The sequence below is a fragment of the Proteus sp. CD3 genome, from assembly GCF_008808075.1.
Lineage (GTDB): Bacteria > Pseudomonadota > Gammaproteobacteria > Enterobacterales > Enterobacteriaceae > Proteus > Proteus appendicitidis.
This window is the reverse complement of sequence record NZ_CP019686.1, coordinates 2,169,341-2,188,721: the sequence shown is the minus strand read 5'-3', so window position 1 is coordinate 2,188,721 and position 19,381 is coordinate 2,169,341. Positions and strand designations below refer to the sequence as shown.

18 protein-coding genes are annotated in these 19,381 nt (G+C 40.9%); 15 read left to right on the top strand and 3 right to left on the bottom strand.

Features of this window, described 5'->3' with window-relative positions; genetic code table 11:
• Nucleotides 1-35 precede the first annotated feature (35 nt).
• The 10 genes from cheA to flhA all read left to right on the top strand — a co-directional run bounded on the left by cheA (nucleotide 36) and on the right by flhA (nucleotide 13,231).
• Nucleotides 36-2,201, top strand: coding sequence for a chemotaxis protein CheA (gene cheA, locus BTA34_RS09960; protein WP_151435498.1), 2,166 nt, complete (start codon nucleotides 36-38; stop codon nucleotides 2,199-2,201).
• A 21-nt stretch (nucleotides 2,202-2,222) separates the two neighbouring features.
• A complete protein-coding gene (gene cheW, locus BTA34_RS09955) occupies nucleotides 2,223-2,723 on the top strand; it encodes a chemotaxis protein CheW (protein WP_023581802.1) in 501 nt (166 codons plus the stop codon).
• A gap of 384 nt (nucleotides 2,724-3,107) precedes the next feature.
• Nucleotides 3,108-4,814 carry a methyl-accepting chemotaxis protein gene (locus BTA34_RS09950; RefSeq protein ID WP_151435497.1) on the top strand — a complete coding sequence of 569 codons (1,707 nt, stop codon included), beginning with the start codon at nucleotides 3,108-3,110 and terminating at the stop codon, nucleotides 4,812-4,814.
• Between the two features lie 59 nt (nucleotides 4,815-4,873).
• Nucleotides 4,874-6,520 carry a methyl-accepting chemotaxis protein gene (locus tag BTA34_RS09945; protein WP_151435496.1) on the top strand — a complete coding sequence of 549 codons (1,647 nt, stop codon included), beginning with the start codon at nucleotides 4,874-4,876 and terminating at the stop codon, nucleotides 6,518-6,520.
• A gap of 6 nt (nucleotides 6,521-6,526) precedes the next feature.
• Nucleotides 6,527-7,417: a protein-glutamate O-methyltransferase CheR gene (cheR, locus tag BTA34_RS09940; RefSeq protein ID WP_023581805.1), complete on the top strand. Its 891-nt coding sequence runs from the start codon at nucleotides 6,527-6,529 to the stop codon at nucleotides 7,415-7,417.
• Nucleotides 7,410-8,462, top strand: a complete 1,053-nt coding sequence (locus BTA34_RS09935) for a protein-glutamate methylesterase/protein-glutamine glutaminase (protein ID WP_109373805.1) — start codon at nucleotides 7,410-7,412, stop codon at nucleotides 8,460-8,462. Before cheR ends, BTA34_RS09935 begins: the two co-directional genes overlap by 8 nt.
• A gap of 59 nt (nucleotides 8,463-8,521) precedes the next feature.
• Complete coding sequence (gene cheY, locus BTA34_RS09930) at nucleotides 8,522-8,911, top strand: chemotaxis response regulator CheY (RefSeq protein WP_023581807.1); 390 nt, start codon at nucleotides 8,522-8,524, stop codon at nucleotides 8,909-8,911.
• Nucleotides 8,912-8,920: 9 nt separating this feature from the next.
• Complete coding sequence (cheZ, locus tag BTA34_RS09925; protein ID WP_151435495.1) at nucleotides 8,921-9,577, top strand: protein phosphatase CheZ; 657 nt, start codon at nucleotides 8,921-8,923, stop codon at nucleotides 9,575-9,577.
• Between the two features lie 422 nt (nucleotides 9,578-9,999).
• Complete coding sequence (flhB, locus tag BTA34_RS09920; RefSeq protein ID WP_151435494.1) at nucleotides 10,000-11,148, top strand: flagellar biosynthesis protein FlhB; 1,149 nt, start codon at nucleotides 10,000-10,002, stop codon at nucleotides 11,146-11,148.
• The gene (flhA, locus tag BTA34_RS09915; protein ID WP_151435493.1) at nucleotides 11,141-13,231 is read left to right on the top strand and encodes a flagellar biosynthesis protein FlhA; all 2,091 of its coding nucleotides are present in this window, start codon (nucleotides 11,141-11,143) and stop codon (nucleotides 13,229-13,231) included. The genes flhB and flhA overlap by 8 nt, the downstream gene beginning before the upstream one ends.
• Nucleotides 13,232-13,563: 332 nt before the next feature.
• Here flhA and BTA34_RS09910 read toward each other — a convergent pair whose 3' ends face one another.
• The 3 genes from BTA34_RS09910 to flgA all read right to left on the bottom strand — a co-directional run bounded on the left by BTA34_RS09910 (nucleotide 13,564) and on the right by flgA (nucleotide 15,447).
• On the bottom strand, nucleotides 13,564-14,004 hold the full coding sequence (locus BTA34_RS09910) for a flagella synthesis protein FlgN (RefSeq protein ID WP_151435492.1): 441 nt from the start codon (nucleotides 14,002-14,004) through the stop codon (nucleotides 13,564-13,566).
• Nucleotides 14,005-14,017: 13 nt separating this feature from the next.
• A complete protein-coding gene (gene flgM / locus BTA34_RS09905; protein ID WP_151435491.1) occupies nucleotides 14,018-14,317 on the bottom strand; it encodes a flagellar biosynthesis anti-sigma factor FlgM in 300 nt (99 codons plus the stop codon).
• 473 nt (nucleotides 14,318-14,790) lie between these two features.
• Nucleotides 14,791-15,447, bottom strand: a complete 657-nt coding sequence (flgA, locus tag BTA34_RS09900; RefSeq protein WP_151435490.1) for a flagellar basal body P-ring formation chaperone FlgA — start codon at nucleotides 15,445-15,447, stop codon at nucleotides 14,791-14,793.
• A 209-nt stretch (nucleotides 15,448-15,656) separates the two neighbouring features.
• Here flgA and flgB point away from each other — a divergent pair, with 209 nt between their 5' ends.
• The 5 genes from flgB to BTA34_RS09875 are packed head-to-tail and all read left to right on the top strand — an operon-like array spanning nucleotide 15,657 to nucleotide 19,380.
• A complete protein-coding gene (flgB, locus tag BTA34_RS09895; protein WP_151435489.1) occupies nucleotides 15,657-16,067 on the top strand; it encodes a flagellar basal body rod protein FlgB in 411 nt (136 codons plus the stop codon).
• A gap of 10 nt (nucleotides 16,068-16,077) precedes the next feature.
• A complete protein-coding gene (gene flgC, locus BTA34_RS09890; protein WP_069367469.1) occupies nucleotides 16,078-16,482 on the top strand; it encodes a flagellar basal body rod protein FlgC in 405 nt (134 codons plus the stop codon).
• 12 nt (nucleotides 16,483-16,494) lie between these two features.
• Nucleotides 16,495-17,325: a flagellar hook assembly protein FlgD gene (locus BTA34_RS09885; protein WP_151435488.1), complete on the top strand. Its 831-nt coding sequence runs from the start codon at nucleotides 16,495-16,497 to the stop codon at nucleotides 17,323-17,325.
• Nucleotides 17,326-17,352: 27 nt separating this feature from the next.
• Entirely contained in the window at nucleotides 17,353-18,603 is a 1,251-nt protein-coding gene (gene flgE, locus BTA34_RS09880) for a flagellar hook protein FlgE (RefSeq protein WP_151435487.1), read from the top strand.
• Between the two features lie 21 nt (nucleotides 18,604-18,624).
• On the top strand, nucleotides 18,625-19,380 hold the full coding sequence (locus tag BTA34_RS09875; RefSeq protein WP_151435486.1) for a flagellar basal body rod protein FlgF: 756 nt from the start codon (nucleotides 18,625-18,627) through the stop codon (nucleotides 19,378-19,380).
• The last annotated feature ends 1 nt before the right edge of the window (nucleotide 19,381 follow it).

Genomic DNA, 19,381 nt, shown 5'->3' with positions numbered 1-19,381 from the left:
TTTGTTAGTAATCGCGTAAAGGTGAATGAGTAACGATGGATATTACTGAGTTTTATCAAACATTTTTTGATGAAGCAGATGAGTTGTTAGCTGATATGGAACAGCATTTACTGTTACTTGATCCTGCAAATCCAGATCAAGAACAGATGAATGCGATTTTCCGTAGTGCACACTCCATAAAAGGAGGAGCTGCAACATTTGGCTTCGTTAAACTTCAACAGACCACTCATGTGCTTGAAAACTTGCTCGATAGTGCAAGACGTCATGAGATGGCGCTCACCGACGACATTATTAACCTGTTTCTGGAAGCGAAAGATATTATGCAACAGCAATTGGATGCACATAAAAACTCACAAGAACCTGATGAGGAAACATTTAACTATATTTGTGAGAAGTTGCGTCAGCTGGCTCTCGATGTAAAAGAAGAACAATCCGCTCCTCACGTTGAGGCTGTTGCTGGATCTGAAACTTCAGACTTACAGACCACAATGATTGAAACGCCTGTTTTGTCATCTGACGCTGAAAATGTGCAAAGTGAAGCCGTAGAAACCATGGTTGAAGTCGCATCGACAATGGCGGCTGATGGACATTATTACCATCACATTATTTTGTCTGATCTTAAAGAGACAGATATTGATTTAATGCTTGATGAATTAAAACATCTTGGTGAAGTTAGCCAAGTTGAAAAACAGCATCATGGTCTTGAAGCAATATTAAAAACCACTGCAACAGAAGAAGATATCAGCGCTGTACTTTGTTTTGTGATTGAACCTGAACAAATCTCGTTTAAAAAAGTGGCTGTTGCAGAAAAAGCACCAGAAAAAAACACAGTTACAGAAGAAAGTACAACATCTGTTGATGATGCTCATGTTGAAAACCACGTTGAGCAACCCGCGCCTGAAAAAGTGACGCCATCCTCAGAGTCGGCTAAAGCACCTGCGGCATCGGCAACACCAGCGAAAAGACCTGTTGCAGCCGCGACACCAAAAACAGAATCAAGCAGTATTCGTGTTGCAGTTGAAAAGGTTGACCAACTAATTAACTTAGTGGGTGAGCTGGTTATTACTCAGTCAATGTTGGCACAGCACAGTGATAGTCTTGATCCAGCAATATATAGTGATTTACTAAGTTGTATTGCTCAGTTACAGCGCAATTCTCGTGATTTACAAGAATCTGTTATGTCAATTCGTATGATGCCGATGGAATATGTTTTCAGTCGCTTCCCTCGTGTTGTGCGTGATGTTGCAGGTAAAATGAATAAGAAAGTTGAGCTAAACATGATTGGTAGCTCAACAGAACTTGATAAAAGCTTAATTGAAAAAATTATCGATCCTTTAACTCACTTAGTTCGTAACAGTCTTGATCATGGTATTGAAATGCCGGCTGATCGTGTTGCAGCAGGTAAACCGGAAGCGGGGCAACTAACCCTGTCTGCGGAACATCAAGGCGGTAATATTTGTATTGAAGTGACTGATGATGGTGCTGGATTAAACCGCGAACGTATTTTGAAAAAAGCGATTTCATCAGGGCTTGCAGTTTCTGAAAATATGAGCAATGAAGAAATTGCGATGCTGATTTTTGCACCTGGTTTTTCTACCGCAGAAGTCGTCACAGATGTTTCTGGTCGTGGTGTGGGTATGGATGTTGTAAAACGAAATATCCAAGAGATGGGTGGCCAAATTCAAATTAGTTTTGAAGTGGGTAAAGGGACGCGTATTCGAATTTTACTTCCACTGACATTAGCAATTTTAGATGGTATGTCTGTGAAAGTTCATGATGAAGTCTTTATTTTGCCATTAGGAACGGTAGTCAGTTCTTTACAACCGGAAGAAGATGATATTTATCCATTGGCTGGTGATGAGAAATTATTACAGGTCAGAGGGGAATATTTACCACTGATTGAACTACATCGTACTTTTAATATTGAAGGCGCTCAAACTGATATTACCCAAGCAATTGCGGTTATTGTTCAAAGTGCCGGACGTCGTTATGCTTTATTGGTCGATCAATTAGTTGGTCAGCATCAAGTTGTTGTTAAAAATATAGAAAGCAATTACCGAAAAGTTCCTGGTATATCTGCTGCAACAATTATGGGCGACGGTAGTGTGGCTTTAATTCTTGATGTACCAGAATTGCAACGTTTAAGTCATACACAAATGACGAATAAGAAAAAGAATACAACTGCGAGCGCAGTCATTTAATAGTGAGGATAAAATAAGATTATGGCTTCGGAACATTTCGAGAAATTATCCGGTGAAACTGTTGGACAAGGATTTCTAATTTTTACGCTGGGTGATGAAGAATATGGAATTGATATTTTAAAGGTTCAAGAAATTCGTGGATATGATCAAGTTACACGTATTGCTAATTCACCTAGCTTTATTAAAGGTGTAACTAATTTACGGGGCGTTATTGTTCCGATAGTTGATCTGCGTATTAAATTTTCACAAGAAAGTGTAACTTATAATGACAATACTGTTGTTATTGTGGTTAACTTATTAAATCGAATTGTGGGAATTGTTGTTGACGGTGTTTCTGATGTTCTTACGCTAAAACCAGAGCAGATCTGCCCTGCGCCAGAGTTTGCAGTCACAATGTCTACTGAGTATTTAACTGGTTTAGGTACTTTAGATGAAAGAATGCTTATTCTTGTTGATATTGAAAAATTACTCAACAGTGAAGAAATGGAATTAGTCGATAGCGCAACAATTCAAGCTAAATAAGTTTTGTTTTTTTAAAAAATAATCTAAATACTGTTCCGGTAATTTTGCCGGAATAGCTATTTCTACCTTTTTTTATTTTATTAGCGAGTGCTAAAGCATTAAATTAACTTTAAGTAAAATTAAAAGATAAAAAAGAACTAATAATTTTGGTTAAGTTCTATTTTATTATTTATTAACTTATAAGTAGCTATCACCTAGCTGTAATATTTTTCTACTGACGGAAATAACTTTAAAGTTTTTTATACTTATAATTTTAATTAAAAACAGTATTACCACCGCTTTCTAATGGAGCAAAAATGCGACTAAGGCGAAATGAATCCTATAAAGTTTCTCTTAAGTCTGCCGATAACTTGCTCATTACCATTTATTATAAAAAGGGAAACTATGTTTAGCCGAATGAAAATAGTGACTGGATTATTATCCATTCTTCTGTTGTTTGGTGTTTTGCAATTTGTCTCAGGGGGGGTTTTTTACTCAAATATCGTTGAGACAAGAAATGACCTTAATAAAACACTGATAATACAGGATCAACGTGAGCGCCTAGATGAAAGCTGGGCTAACTTACTGCAAGCTCGTAATAATATTAATCGTGCAGCGATTAGTTTTTTATTACAAGACAAAAATATGAATGTGGATGATTCTCTGTCTGTTGATTATTTAACGGGTCTTGCTCGTAAAAATATGTCTCGTGCAGACGAGAAATTTAAAGAATTTGAAAAGAATATTACCGCTTATCAAGTTCACTCAGAAGATGATGTTCGTAGCCTAAAAGGGCGTTTTATCGAATATTTCTCTGCATTAAACCAACTAGAAATTTTACTTCAAGATAGAAATTTAAAAGACTTTTTTGAGCAACCAACTACGGGTTATCAAGACGCTTTTTATAAAGAATATCTTGCATATGTCATGCGCAATGAGAAATTTAACGAAGAGTTAAATGTGGCACTAGAAGCCTCTCACCAACGTACTGTCATTACTATGGTTGTGTTAGCCATTATCGTTATCTCGGCATTAATTCTATGCTGGTTTGCATTACGTAATGCCTTAATTAGACCATTAAATTCACTTCTATTAAGTATTAAAACCTTCTCTGAAGGTGATTTACGTCCAAATATAGAAGTGAATGGCCGCAATGAAATGAGCTTGTTAGCAAATGGCTTAAAACATATGCAACAAGAGCTTATTCAAACTGTTCGTGGTGTCTATCAAAGCACGGAAAACATTTATAACAGTACAAGTGAAATTGCTGCTGGAAATAATGATTTATCTGCCCGTACAGAAGAGCAAGTGGCTTCGTTAGAAGAAACTGCCGCAAGTATGGAACAGTTAACGGCGACCGTGAAACAGAACGCTGACAATGCTCGCCAAGCAAGTAACCTTGCTAATGACGCCTCAGATATTGCCCGCCAAGGCGGAAAAGTTGTTGCTAATGTGGTGCAAACAATGCACGACATAGCCGGAAGTTCTCAGAAAATCACTGATATCACTGCTGTTATCGATGGCATTGCATTCCAGACCAATATTTTGGCGCTGAATGCGGCTGTTGAAGCGGCAAGAGCCGGTGAGCATGGTCGCGGATTTGCGGTAGTTGCCGGTGAAGTTCGTAACCTTGCACAGAGAAGTGCAGAAGCTGCTAAAGAAATAAAAACACTGATTGAAGATTCTGTAAGTCGTACTGAAACGGGTTCTGTACTCGTTGAAAGTGCGGGGGAAACGATGACGCGTATTGTGGATTCTGTAACGCGTGTTACTGACATCATGGGCGAAATCGCTTCTGCATCAGATGAGCAAAGCCGAGGTATTTCACAAGTTGGTCTTGCGGTTTCTGAAATGGATCGTGTCACTCAGCAAAACGCCTCTTTAGTAGAACAATCTGCAGCCGCTGCTGCTGGTCTTGAAGATCAAGCAGTTGCATTAACCCGCTTAGTTTCAATCTTCAAATTACCGGGTCAGGAAGAAAAAACGCTAGAAAGAAAGGAATCGGATGCAACCCCTGTAGTTAAAGCCGCTGCTCCACTTATAAAACCAGGAACCTCAGAAAAGAAAAAGAGCAGCAGTGTTGAAGATCCCGCTAACTGGGAAACTTTCTAACAACAACAAGTGGCTGACAAGCGGTGGCTTTTTACCACCGCTTTAAACGAGGTGAAGGCATGTTTAGGTTTCGCAAATTAAAGATATCCACCAGTCTCTATTTATTACTGATGATGTTTTGCGTTATGCAGGTGGTTTCTAGTGGTATTTCGCTAGGGATCGTTCATTTGAATAACGAACAGATCACCAGAGTAGATATAGATACATCTAAGCGAGATGAATTAGGATTAAGTTGGGCATCTTTAATACAAACACGTAATGCGATTAATCGTGTAGCTATTGCAGTGAAAACTGAACAGTCAACAGACTATATTCAATCTATTGAATCAATTGCACTTTCACGTTTGGAAACGGCGAATACTCATTTTCAAAATTTCCTTGCTGATATAAATAAAGAGGCAATCCCAACAGAAGAAAAAGAAATCGTTGAAGCAGTAAAAAACGATTACCACGTTTTATATGGTGCATTAACTGAATTACATAGCATGTTAAAAAACGGTAACTTCCAAGGCTTTTTAGATCAACCAACGGAACGTTATCAAACCGCGATGGAAAATTCATTTAATACCTATATGAATTATGTTCAGACAGAAATTACTGAATCTATAGAGCAAGGACATCGCTCTTATACTATTGCTATCTTGATGTTTATCGGTGCAATAGCGATGGTTATTGTGGTATCACTCGCCGCTCATCGCTGGCTAAGTTTTAATATCATTAAACCTTTCGCAAGTTTAAGCCGTTATTTTAATGATGTGGCTACCGGTAAATTAAATCGTGAAATTCTTGTCTTCACCGATGATGAAATAGGGGATGTGTTTAGACGACTACGAGATATGCGTGGAGAGCTAGCGCGTTCTATTCGTATCGTTCGAGACAACAGCAATGCTATGTACTCCGGTATTCAAGAAATTTCCAAAGGAAATACGGATTTATCCTCAAGAACTGAACAACAAGCTGCTTCGTTAGAAGAAACTGCGGCAAGCATGGAAGAGTTAACAGCAACGGTAAAACAAAATGCTGATAACGCCCTACAAGCGAGCAAGCTCGCAGAGTCTGCTTCTGAAACAGCCATTCGTGGTGGTCAAATCACGAATAGTGTTGTTGAAACCATGGATGCGATTACACAAAGTTCTCAAAAGATAGGGGCTATTATCAGTGTGATTGATGGTATTGCGTTCCAAACCAATATATTAGCACTTAACGCGGCGGTTGAAGCTGCTCGCGCCGGTGAACAAGGACGTGGATTCTCTGTCGTCGCTGGAGAAGTTCGTAACCTTGCTCAACGTAGTGCTGATGCTGCAAAAGAAATTAAATTGTTGATTGATGAATCTGTTTTACGTGTCTCTCAAGGTTCTCAACTCGTTAATAATGCAGGGCAAACAATGGAGGAACTCGTCACATCAGTAAATAAAGTCACTGAATTAATGGCAGAAATCGCCTCAGCTTCTGATGAACAAAGCCGAGGTATTCACCAAGTCGCTGATGCAGTCAGTCAGATGGATCAGGTGACACAGCAAAACGCTGCTTTGGTGGAGCAATCAGCATCTGCTGCCGCAGCATTAGAAGATCAGGCTAATAACCTTGTTAATGCTGTATCGGCATTCGAGTTGCCTGACACGGATGAGAGTAATCATTCTTCATCCCTTGAAGGTAATGGGTTGAAAAAAGCAGATAAAAAATCATTTTTTAAAAAGACCCATTAAAAAACAATGAAACGTAATGTTACTGAAGTCTTATCAGATATCGCTGCTCAACCGTTGGATATTTTTACCCAACGGTTTATGTTGTCCGATGATCAGTTCCAATCTATATGCCAATTGATTTATCAAAAGGCAGGTATTGTGCTGACTAACAACAAAAGGGAGATGGTTTATAACCGTCTCACTAGGAGGTTACGTGAATTACGGATGAATAACTTTGGTGACTATCTTGCGTTTCTTAAAAGTGATGTTCGCAACCCTGAATGGCAAGAGTTTGTAAATGCATTAACAACCAATCTCACCGCATTTTTCAGGGAAGCGCATCATTTTCCTATTTTGGCAAAACATGCCAGAAAAAGAGCAGGAGGCGTCTACCGAGTATGGTGTGCAGCTGCATCTACTGGAGAAGAACCTTATTCAATTGCGATGACTTTACGCGATGTTTTTGGGAATAACCCTTATAAAACCAAAATTATTGCCAGCGATATCGATACTAATGTGTTGGATAAAGCACGAAAAGGTGTTTACCGACAGGAAGAGCTTAAAACATTAAATGATGAATATTTGAAAAAATATTTTCTCAAAGGTGTCGGCGATTTTGAAGGATACGTGAAAATTAGACAGCAAATTAGCGAGATGGTCTCTTTTCAGTATTTGAATTTACTCGACAAGCAATGGGATTTAGAAGGCAGTTTTGATGCGATTTTTTGTCGTAATGTCATGATCTATTTTGACAAAGCGACACAACAAACCTTACTTAACCGCTTTACCTCATTACTTAAGCCAGACGGAATGCTGTTTGTTGGACATTCTGAAAATGTAAGCCAGCTTAGCAAGGATTTCTACTTGCATGGGCATACCGTTTACGGGCTGACACCAGCAAGGAGAGGTTATGAATAAAATAACGGTACTCTGTGTTGATGATTCGGCGCTAATGCGTCAAATCATGCGAGAAATCATCAACAGTCATAGCGATATGGAAGTTGTTGATTGTGCCCCAGATCCTATAGTGGCTCGTGACTTAATAAAAAAGTACAACCCACAGGTATTAACGTTAGACGTTGAAATGCCACGTATGGATGGTATTGATTTCTTGGAAAAACTGATGCGATTAAGACCAATGCCTGTCGTTATGGTCTCATCATTAACAGCAAAAGGCTCAGAAGTGACGTTAAAAGCGTTAGAACTGGGAGCAGTTGATTTTGTGACTAAACCACAGCTTGGTTTGCGTGAAGGTATGATGGCTTATAGTGAACTGATTGCCGAAAAAATTCGTGCTGCTGCACAGGCACGGATTAATCGCCGAGAAGTACAAGCACCGCCTTCTAAATCATTGTCATTTACACCGATGATTTCGAGTGAAAAGTTGATTGCGGTAGGCGCATCAACTGGTGGCACAGAGGCTATTCGTAATTTTCTAGAACCATTACCTATTACCAGCCCTGCGATATTAATTACGCAACATATGCCCGCAGGGTTTACACACTCATTTGCAGAACGATTAAACCGTTTATGCCAAATAAGTGTAAAAGAAGCAGAAGATGGCGAACGTGTATTACCTGGGCATGCTTATATTGCGCCAGGTGATTATCACATGGAGCTTCGTCGTAATGGTGCTAACTACCAGATCCACATTAATAAAGAGCCTGCGGTCAACCGTCATCGTCCTTCTGTCGATGTGCTATTTAGGTCTGTCGCAAAATATGCGGGACGTAATGCCATCGGTGTGATTTTAACCGGAATGGGCAGTGATGGTGCTGCTGGCTTATTAGAAATGCGTCGTGCAGGTAGTTATACCTTTGCACAAGATGAAGCGAGTTGTGTCGTCTTTGGCATGCCTCGTGCTGCGGTTGAATTAGGCGCAGTAGACGAGGTGAAAAGCATAAGCGCAATGAGTAAAGCTGTGCTGATGAAAATCAGTAGCACACAATCATTGCGTATCTGATTAAGTTCAGTTTAAAAAGCAACACAGTAATTTGCCGATATATTTTGAAGGAGTTTTCAATGGCAAGTAAGGATCTGAAATTTTTAGTGGTTGATGATTTTTCAACAATGCGCCGCATAGTTCGTAATTTGCTAAAGGAATTAGGATTTACGAATGTAGAAGAAGCAGAAGATGGTGCTGACGCGTTAGCTAAATTACGCAATTCGGCAATCGATTTTGTGATCACAGACTGGAACATGCCAAACATGGATGGTCTAGAGCTTCTTAAAAATATTCGTAGTGACGCGGGACTTGCAGCAACACCAGTACTCATGGTAACCGCTGAAGCTAAAAAAGAAAATATCATTGCAGCAGCGCAAGCCGGTGCAAGTGGATATGTAGTTAAACCTTTTACAGCAGCAATTCTTGAAGAAAAACTAAATAAAATTTTTGAAAAACTGGGCATCTAAGGAGTCGCAATGAGTGGGAATCCAATTATGCCGAAAGATAATATTGAAATGACATCTGATATTATCAGCCGGATCGGACAATTGACGCGGATGTTACGCGACAGTTTGCGAGAATTAGGATTGGATAAAGCAATAGCCGAAGCAGCAGAAGCCATCCCTGACGCTAGGGAACGTCTGGACTATGTTGCTCAAATGACCGCTCAGGCAGCTGAGCGTACATTGAACTGTGTCGAAGCTGCGCAGCCTAAACAGGATGCGTTAAGTGCCGATGCGACTAAGCTTACTGAACGTTGGGACCAATGGTTTGAACAGCCAGAAGAGCTGAAAGATGTACGCTCTCTTGTAACCGATACCCGCAATTATTTGCGGGATATCCCTGAGAGTGCGGCTTTTACTAACAGTCAGTTATTGGAAATTATGATGGCACAGGATTTCCAAGATCTGACCGGCCAGGTTATTAAACGCATGATGAGTGTTGTTCAAGAAATTGAAAAACAACTCGTGATGGTATTAATGGAAAACCTGCCACCAGAGCAACTTGAAAAGTCTAATGTGAAGAAAGAGACTGATTCTTTATTAAATGGTCCACAGGTTAATAAAAACAACGCTGGCGTGATCAAAAATCAAGATCAAGTTGATGATTTACTGGAAAGTTTAGGTTTCTAACCTTCTAATGAGTTTTAGGGCGATAAGGACGTTGAGATATGCAGGACGCATTCGCTCTATGCTCAGCTCTTTTAGGATGGTGTATTTTATGGATAAAAAATCACGTAATAATGCTTTAATAGCCCACGCTATTGAAGAAAATGTAAGCCGCTTTTTTTAAGCGGCTTTTGAAGTTGTTGAAATAAACATCAAAAGTAAAATTACTCAATTTTACTGTAAATTTTGCTGATTTCCTTATAATTAGCGCCAATATTGCTTATATCTTCACTTTTATCATTGGGTTGTTTTTTCACTGCATACCGTCATAGCCCAAAAAGCCCCGTAAATTTGCGATTGTTCAGCCCATCAATTTCCTCTGAATTTGTCATGCTTAGAGTCATTTCATTCATGCTTTTAATCTCAATATCTAAATCGGACAGACTGTGGCTGAAGATAGCGATCTCGAAAAAACAGAGGAACCCACACCCCATAAACGGGAAAAAGCCAAAAAGGATGGACAAATTGTCCGTTCTAAAGAGCTATCGTCCGTATTAATGATCTTGGGTGGTGTAAGTTTGCTGTGGATGAGTGGTGGATTTATCACTCGTGGGCTACATGCCATGTTAACAGAAGGGTTTACGTTTAATCATCACCTTATTGGTAATGAGAATTTGTTGATCCCTCGATTTGGTAGCTTGATTAAACAAGCTGTTTTTGCGCTATCCCCCGTGTTTTTGGGGTTAGTGATCGTGGCAATAGGTGCCTCTGCCTTATTAGGTGGGATTAACTTTAGTAGTAAATCCATTAAGTTCGATCCCAAAAAATGGAATCCTATTTCTGGATTAAAACGTATTTTTTCTATGAATGCGTTAGCAGAGTTATTTAAAGCGATACTGAAATCAACGTTTGTGGGGATCGCCGCAACTATTTTTTTATGGCACAACTGGAACGATATTCTCCATCTGATCACGCTTGCACCGCTTAGTGCGCTAGCCAATGCGATGCAACTGCTGATTTTTGCCGTCTACATTACCGTTTTTATGCTGATACCAATGGTGGCATTCGACATTATTTTCCAAATTCGTAGCTATTTAAAAAAGCTACGTATGACGCGCCAAGAAATTAAAGATGAATTTAAACAGCAAGAGGGTGATCCGCAACTTAAAGCGCGTATCCGTCAGCAACAACATGCAATGTCTCGCCGCCGAATGATGGCGGATGTACCAAAAGCAGACGTTATTGTTACGAACCCAACACACTATGCTGTTGCACTGCAATATAACGACAAAATGACCGCGCCTAAAGTGTTAGCGAAAGGTGCAGGGGCGATTGCGTTAAAAATTAAAGAGATTGGTGCAGAAAATCGAATTCCGCTTCTAGAAGCGCCACCGCTTGCTAGGGCGTTATATCGTCACAGTGAAATAGGTCATGCAATTCCTTCAACCCTTTATGCTGCGGTTGCCGAGGTGCTTGCATGGGTTTATCAACTGAAACGATGGAAAACCGAAGGTGGTTTAAAACCTAAACAACCTATGAACTTGCCAGTGCCTCCCGCACTGGACTTTGCTGGAGAAGATAATCGTCATGGCTAATTTGGCCTCATTACTCCGCTTGCCGGGAAATTGGAAAAGTTCTCAGTGGCAGATACTGGCAGGGCCAGTGCTTATCTTGTTGATACTGTCAATGATGGTATTGCCATTGCCACCTTTTCTATTGGATTTATTATTTACCTTTAACATCGCACTCTCCATCATGGTGCTGTTGGTCGCAATGTTCACTCGACGTACGCTGGACTTTGCTGCTTTCCCTACCATTTTGCTGTTTACCACGTTGTTACGTTTATCATTAAACGTGGCTTCAACTCGTATCATCTTAATGGAAGGGCATACAGGGCCAGCAGCCGCAGGGCGTGTTGTTGAGGCCTTTGGCCATTTCCTTGTTGGCGGTAACTTTGCTATCGGTATTGTGGTCTTTATCATCCTTATTTTGATTAACTTTATGGTTATCACCAAGGGTGCGGGACGTATTGCTGAAGTTGGTGCGCGTTTTGTGTTAGATGGAATGCCGGGTAAACAGATGGCAATCGATGCTGACCTGAATGCCGGCATTATCAACGAAGACGAAGCAAAAAAACGTCGTAAAGAAGTTTCATTGGAATCCGACTTTTACGGTTCAATGGATGGTGCGAGTAAGTTCGTTCGTGGTGACGCCATCGCAGGCTTAATGATCCTTGTGATTAACGTGGTGGGCGGGCTTATTGTTGGTGTCGCTCAACACGGAATGGCATTAAACGATGCGGCAACGACTTATACCCTTTTAACCATCGGTGATGGTCTGGTTGCTCAAATCCCTGCATTGATTATCTCAACAGCAGCGGGTGTTATCGTTACTCGTGTTGCCACAGATGAAGATGTTGGGCAACAGATGGTTACCCAACTGTTTGATAATCCTCGCGTTCTAATGTTAACCGCGGGTGTGCTAGGTCTGTTAGGCTTAGTGCCAGGAATGCCTAACTTTGTTTTCCTTTTCTTCACCGCAGCATTAGGTGGATTAGGTTGGTATATCTTACGTCGCAACGCGAACCCTGAAGTGCATCAACAAAAAGAGATGGAAGAAGTTGAAAAACAAAACCGTGTTGTTGAAGCTTCATGGGAAGATGTACAACTTGAAGATCCATTAGCGATGGAAGTAGGGTATCGCTTAATTCCAATGGTAGATAGCCGCCAAAATGGTGAATTGCTAGGTCGAATTAGTGGTATCCGTAAAAAGTTTGCTCAGGAAACAGGGTATCTTCCTCCTGTTGTTCATATCCGAGACAATATGGAATTAAGACCTTCTTCTTATCGCATTCTAATGAAAGGGGTTGAGATTGGTCACGGTGAAGCGCATCCAGGTCGTTGGTTAGCCATCAATCCGGGTAATGCCGTTGGCTCTTTAGAGGGCGATATTACTCAAGAGCCTGCATTTGGTTTACCTGCTGTTTGGATTGATGACAGCTTAAGAGAACAAGCTCAGGTTCAGGGTTATACCGTTGTTGCTGCCAGTACCGTTATTGCAACGCACTTTAACCATGCATTAGCGAAATACGCATCGGAATTATTTGGTCGTCAAGAAGCACAAATGTTGTTTGATAGGGTGAGTAAAGAACTTCCTAAAATGACAGAAAATATGATCCCAGATATGCTTTCACTCACAGTATTGCACAAAGTATTGCAAAACTTGCTGTCTGAACAAGTGCCTATTCGTGATATGAGAACCATCTTAGAAGCCTTAGCAGAGCACGCACCAGAGCAGAAAGATCCGGCTGAATTAACAGCAGTTGTGCGTGTTGCACTTCGTCGTGCGATTACACAACACTGGTTTGGTGATCAAGATGAAATCCAAGTCATTGGATTGGATGCAAGCTTAGAGCGTATTCTTGTTCAAGCAATGCAAAGTGGTGGCGGTTTAGAGCCGGGGCTGGCTGAAAATATTGAACAACAAGCCGCGGATGCGGTACGTCATCAAGAGATGTCGGGTGGCGCGCCTGTCTTATTAGTCAATCATGCGTTACGTTCATTATTGTCACGTTTCTTACGTCGTAGCTTGCCACAGTTAGCTGTGTTGTCGAATATGGAAATCAGTGAAGGTCGTCGCATTCGTATGACGTCAATGATTGGTGGGCAACCTCATTAATCGTTCTCGCTAATAATGCCATTATCTAAATCTAAGACCACTTTATTAAGTGGTCTTTTTTTATATGTTGATAAAACTGAAGGGGCGATGTGTTAGCGCGTGCTGTTTATTTTTAGCCGTGTATGAAAAGGTGCATTAATAAAGACGCCAATAAAACCAAGGTTCAGATAAGCGAAATGATGTGTCACAAAAAAGACGATAAATAATAGAGCAGTGTGAGTTGTTGGTGGCTTAAAGTGAGTAGTGCTTTGTCAGCAAAGTTTTATCAGCAAAGCAAAACGCCATCAATATTGATGGCGTTTTGTGTGAATTCTGATAATTATCGAAAGAACCTAAACTTGAATTTTGCGTCCAGCCAGTGTTGAACGTTGTGCTTGCCCATCAGAACCATAAAGGGTGGGGCTGTGGTTCTTCTGCAAAAAACGGATAGCATCACTATTACGAGCGATGTGTTGATCAAGTAGTAATCCGTTATGTTGATTCAGATATCTTAACTCCGCCGTGATGTCGATTATTTGCGCCCATAAATCAGATAAGAACGGTAACCCTGTATAAGGTTTTTCTACACCGGCTTGTAGGCTTAGCGTATGACGCTGTTGGTCTGTATGACCTAAAGCCGACAAGACAAAATTCTTCTGTTCAGTGACTTCATGCAATGCATTGATATCAATATTACCTGCGCATAATAACTGCTGTTCAGTACGTAAAATACCCGCAATGGTATTAAGCTGTGATAATTGAAGATCTAAAGTCTGGCGGAGTTCTTCCATCATAATCATTAAAATATTATTGAGTTATGCTTTCAGCAGCTTCACGGAAAAGAGCGTCCGCAATTTTACCGCTGTCCATGGTTAATGTTCCGTTGGCAATTGCTTCTTTTAAGCGAGCAACTTTCTCAACGTTAATATCTTTATTTCCCGGTTGAACAAGTTTTTTCTGTGCTTCACTCAGTTTTACAGAGGTGTCGCCTGTTGCCGTTTTTTGTTCAGTTGTTCCCGATTTACGAGAGCCTTGAGTGATTTCACTCGGGTTTCGTTGTGCAATTGCGTTAATCGGAAGCAGTGGATTTGTGCGTTCAATACTCATAGGAAAATCCTTTGTTAGGCATCAATTAATAGTCAGATGAAGCCATTGTAAAACAACCTATGTGTTTTCGCCTATCATCTTGGTTCTTTATATCGGCTGTAGAATCAAAAACTTTAATCTTAGTCGTGATACTCGTCATACTTTAAGCTGTAGCGTTGTTGGCTACATTCACTCGCGCTAGTCACACTACTCGTCATACTTTAAGCTGTAGCGTTGTTAGCTACATTCACTCGCACTAGTCACATACTTATGTATGCTCCTAGCGACTCATTCATTTGCCGCCTAGCTACAACTTAAATTATTTAGAGTATCTACATTTATCTATAAACATTTATCGATATTGATGCTTTAAATTGTCGAAATTATTTAGAGTAAAAATGTAACGTAAGAGAGTTTACCTTGGCTTGCCATAACTGAAACGGGTAACAAGCAATTTAATATAGGCTTATTCTGCTTATCAGCTTTTTAATCTATTAAAGAGGGATACGAACAGAGCCATCTTCAAGTGCTTCGCCAGTGACGATTTGACCTGATTTAACTCTTACGCGAATGGTTTCATTGGCGACAGCATTGTTTACGGCTTTACCTTCATAGCGGATCTGAAAGTGGGGACCTTGTGCAAATACAGTCACGGTTTGTCCCGCCAAAATAGCCCAAGGGCGACGAACCATTGTCGAGGTTAAAGGCTTTCCTGCGGATATTTGTCGCATTGCGATCGCATTTTTAATTAATGCAGGATCACGTAATACATCATAAGGTAATTTTTCTAACTCACCCGTTGCCATGCTAACGGCAGAAGTTTCAATGATGTCATCACGATTAATGTCTTTTTTCGCGATTAAGTATTTACCATTAACGCTAACATCAATTTGAATAAAACGACGCTGTTTATCACACTGAATTGGAATTGAAAGACGTCCCCAATTACGGGAGCCAGCATGACCTTGGATCTCTTGTGTTTGGCAGACTGGCCATTTATCTTCTGGTGTTAAAACTGTCACAGTCACTTTATCGCCTTGTTGATGAAGTGCGACAAAGAAATCTTGTAGTTCTTCAGGGAGTGATTTCGCAATACTCACATTCATCATAAAGAAAAAAGAAAATAGACCGATAAGAGTTCTAACTAACATAATTTGTATCACCTTACAGAGTTGATGCTAATTGTGCGTTTGCCATTATTTAGCAACAACAGTGTACATCGACTTTGCACGCCTTAAACGCATAAATAGCAATCCAATTTACGCCTATTCCTCCAATCATCTTTTTTTTGAGCGTTTATTCTGTCAACTGAAATTGTTTTATCAGCTGAGGTACGTGGCTTAGCCACCAAGGATAGAAGATGCTCGATAAATTAGAAAATACGTTTCATTTTCAACAAGAAGCGCTCTCAATACGCAATAAACGCCAAGAAATTCTCGCTGCGAATATCGCTAATGCAGATACCCCAGGCTTTCAGGCTCGTGATATTGATTTTGCTTCTGAATTGAAGAAAACCATTGAAAATGGACGTACTGGTAGTCATGGCATGCAATTGGCAATGACATCAGATCGTCATATCCCGATCAAACCCGGTTATCGCTTAGAAGCGGACTTACTCTATCGCGTGCCTCATCAAACTGCGATGGATGGTAATACCGTGGATATGGATATGGAACGTAGTAATTTTGCTGACAATAGCCTTAAGTATCAGGCTGATGTGACATTTATTAACTCGCAAGTTAAAAGCATGATGGCTGTATTGCAACAGTAGGGTAAAGAGCATGTCTTTATTTAGTATTTTCGATATTTCAAGTTCAGCACTTTCAGCGCAATCACAGCGTTTAAACGTGAGTGCCAGCAATATGGCAAACGCTGACAGTGTTGCGGGTCCAGATGGCGATCCTTATCGTGCAAAACAGGTTGTTTTTCAGGTAAACGCACCCGCTGGCCAAGAAGTTGGCGGTGTTCGTGTCACTGAAGTGGTGGATGATCCTGCACCATTTCGTATGGAATATCAGCCGGGACATCCTTTTGCCGATGAAAAAGGGTATGTACGTATGCCGAATGTTGATGTTGTGGGTGAAATGATTAACACCATCTCTGCATCAAGAAGTTACCAAGCTAACGTCGAAGTGATGAACACGGCAAAATCGCTGATGCAAAAAACACTGATGATAGGTCAATAGGGAGAATAAATTGTGGGCATTTCCTCCTCAATGAATGAACCTTATGATAATACCATTATCGGGGATGCACCTTCTTCATATCATACGAAAAAAAAGGGTAGTGATGATATTAAAGGGAATTTCCTCACGCTTCTCATCACTCAGATGAAAAATCAAGACCCAACAAACCCAATGCAAAATAATGAGTTAACTTCCCAGTTAGCTCAAATTTCAACGGTTGAAGGCATTGAGACACTGAATAAAACAGTGAATAACATTGTTGGACAGATTGATCAAAGTCAGGCGTTGCGAGCTTCTTCTCTCGTTGGCCGTGGTGTCATGGTTGCTGGTAATAAAATTGTTGTCTTTCAGCCAACCGATGGTACAGGCGAGACTGAAAAACCCGGCGATGGGGATGACACAATTCCAACACCTGATACTCAAAATGAGAAAACACGTCAGCAAATGGGAACGTATAAAGCAGATGATACTGACCCAAATACACCTGACAGTGAACACCTTTTTTCAACACCTTTTGGTTTTGAATTACTCAGTCCAACCGATTCTCTTACGATAAACATCACTAATGCTAGTGGTGTAACCGTTCGTACAATCAAAATGGACAAAAAAATGCTACCGGATGTTTATAACTTCTCTTGGGATTGTACAGATGAAGATGACAATCCTGTTCCTACAGGAAGTTATAAATTTACCGTTAACGCCACGCTTAATGATGCTCAGGTCCCTGTTAAGACACTGAATTATGCGCTGGTGAATAGTGTGTCCATGGTGGATGGTGGCGCCCGCCTTGATGTTGGCTTAGGTAATACCGTTTCATTGGATGAAATTCGTCAGGTTCTTTAACTAACACATATTCAACTTGGAGGGCGCATGTCCTTTTCACAAGCAGTAAGTGGTTTAAACGCAGCAGCCGCTAACTTAGATTCTATCGGTAATAACATTTCTAACTCCGCAACCTATGGCTTTAAAGGTGCAACTGTTTCTTTTGCTGACGTTTTCGCCGGCTCTGGTGCAGGTCTGGGTGTTAAAGTGGCAGGCATTAGCCAAAACTTTAAAGACGGTAGTATCACAACTACTAACCGCCCAACAGACGTAGCGATTTCTGGCGGTGGTTTTTTCCGCATTGAAGACCAAAACGGTGGCGTTTTCTATTCACGTAATGGTGAATTCGGTAAAGACAAAAATGGTTTCCTGACTAATATGCAAGGTATGCGTATTACAGGTTATCCAGTACAAGTTGTTGATGGTAAAAACGTTGTTCAAAAAGGGGCAACACCAACACCTATCGTTATTCCTACCGATATGATGAATGCCAGCGCAACCAACAAAATTGATATGGCGGTTAACCTGAACTCTGGTGAAGATAAACCCGCTAAAGCTCCATTTGATGCTAAAGATGGCGATACATACAACTTTAGTACTAACGTTACCACTTACGATAGCTTAGGTAATGAACATAACCTGAACTTATTCTTTGTAAAAACAAAAGACAATGAATGGAAAGTTTACGGTCAAGATACGTCAACTAAAACAGCGGGTGGTGCGCCAACACCTCACCAAGAGTTAGGTACATTAGACTATACAACGGGTGGTGTTCTAAATAAATTCACACCAGCGGCAGTGACACCTCCAGCAACACCAGGCTTTGCTATTGCTTCTTTAAATGGTTCAGCTCCAAGTACTATTGAACTGAATTTCGCCGGCAGTACTCAGCAAAAAGTATCAGAATCAAGTGTTTCTAAATTAGCGCAAAATGGTTACCAAGCAGGTGAATTTACCAATTTCCGTATTGAGCAAGATGGCTCCATCATGGCGACTTACTCAAACCAACAAAGCCAAGTTGTTGGCCAAATCGCACTCGCTAGCTTTGCAAATGCTGGTGGTTTAAGCTCACAAGGCGACAACATGTGGTCTGAAACTAACGGTTCAGGTTCACCAATCGTGGGTGTTGCTGGCTCTGGTGTATTCGGCAAATTAACCAATAACGCATTAGAAGCGTCTAACGTGGATATGAGCCAAGAGTTAGTCAATATGATCGTTGCTCAACGTAACTATCAATCAAACGCACAAACCATTAAGACTCAGGATCAGATCCTGCAGACTCTGGTTAGCTTGCGCTAATAACGCTGGAAATAATCTGTTATGGATCATGTGATTTATACCGCGATGGGCGGCGCCAGACACTCGATGGAAAATCAAGCTGTCGTGGCGAACAACTTAGCAAACGCATCAACGCCGGGATTTAAAGCGCAGCTTAGTGCAATGCGAGCCGTACCTGTCAATGGCGATACCTTACCAACTCGTACATTAACGGTAGCCTCCACGCCTGGTAGCGATCAAAGTCAAGGAACGATGAACTATACCGGCAGATCAATGGATGTTGCGTTAAGTGATAACGGCTATTTAGCGGTTCAACTTGAAGATGGTACTGAAGCCTATACCCGAAACGGTAATATTCAGCGTAACGCTGATGGCATGTTGATGGTACAAGGTCGTTTGTTAATGGGCGATAACGGTGCGATTGAAGTACCTGCTCAAGCAAATGTCAGTATTGCCAATAACGGTATTGTGACGGCGCATGTACCGACTGATCCACCAAAAATGTTGGGTCAAATTGGTCGCTTGAAAATGGTAAAACCAGAGCAAAACGATTTAGTTCGTGGCGATGATGGTTTATTCCATTTATCACCAAAAGGAACTGCGCGTGCTGGTGAGGAATTACCTGCGGATGATAGCGTGAAGGTGTTAGCTGGTGTGTTAGAAGGCAGTAATGTTAATCCAGCAGAAGCCATGGTCGATATGATAGCAAACGCAAGACGTTTTGAAATGCAAATGAAGGTTATTCATAGCGCCGATGATAATGCGCAACGAGCTAACCAATTGCTATCAATGAGTTAAA

Bases quoted from the DNA above. Each gene is read 5' to 3' on its own strand.
- BTA34_RS09950 (WP_151435497.1), top strand. From the start codon at position 3,108: ATGTTTAGCCGAATGAAAATAGTGACTGGATTATTATCCATTCTTCTG.
- BTA34_RS09935 (WP_109373805.1), top strand. From the start codon at position 7,410: ATGAATAAAATAACGGTACTCTGTGTTGATGATTCGGCGCTAATGCGT.
- cheZ (WP_151435495.1), top strand. From the start codon at position 8,921: ATGAGTGGGAATCCAATTATGCCGAAAGATAATATTGAAATGACATCT.
- BTA34_RS09875 (WP_151435486.1), top strand. From the start codon at position 18,625: ATGGATCATGTGATTTATACCGCGATGGGCGGCGCCAGACACTCGATG.
- flhA (WP_151435493.1), top strand. From the start codon at position 11,141: ATGGCTAATTTGGCCTCATTACTCCGCTTGCCGGGAAATTGGAAAAGT.
- flgC (WP_069367469.1), top strand. From the start codon at position 16,078: ATGTCTTTATTTAGTATTTTCGATATTTCAAGTTCAGCACTTTCAGCG.
- flgE (WP_151435487.1), top strand. From the start codon at position 17,353: ATGTCCTTTTCACAAGCAGTAAGTGGTTTAAACGCAGCAGCCGCTAAC.
- BTA34_RS09945 (WP_151435496.1), top strand. From the start codon at position 4,874: ATGTTTAGGTTTCGCAAATTAAAGATATCCACCAGTCTCTATTTATTA.
- cheR (WP_023581805.1), top strand. From the start codon at position 6,527: ATGAAACGTAATGTTACTGAAGTCTTATCAGATATCGCTGCTCAACCG.
- cheY (WP_023581807.1), top strand. From the start codon at position 8,522: ATGGCAAGTAAGGATCTGAAATTTTTAGTGGTTGATGATTTTTCAACA.
- flgM (WP_151435491.1), bottom strand. From the start codon at position 14,317: ATGAGTATTGAACGCACAAATCCACTGCTTCCGATTAACGCAATTGCA.
- BTA34_RS09910 (WP_151435492.1), bottom strand. From the start codon at position 14,004: ATGATGGAAGAACTCCGCCAGACTTTAGATCTTCAATTATCACAGCTT.
- flgB (WP_151435489.1), top strand. From the start codon at position 15,657: ATGCTCGATAAATTAGAAAATACGTTTCATTTTCAACAAGAAGCGCTC.
- flgA (WP_151435490.1), bottom strand. From the start codon at position 15,447: ATGTTAGTTAGAACTCTTATCGGTCTATTTTCTTTTTTCTTTATGATG.
- cheW (WP_023581802.1), top strand. From the start codon at position 2,223: ATGGCTTCGGAACATTTCGAGAAATTATCCGGTGAAACTGTTGGACAA.
- cheA (WP_151435498.1), top strand. From the start codon at position 36: ATGGATATTACTGAGTTTTATCAAACATTTTTTGATGAAGCAGATGAG.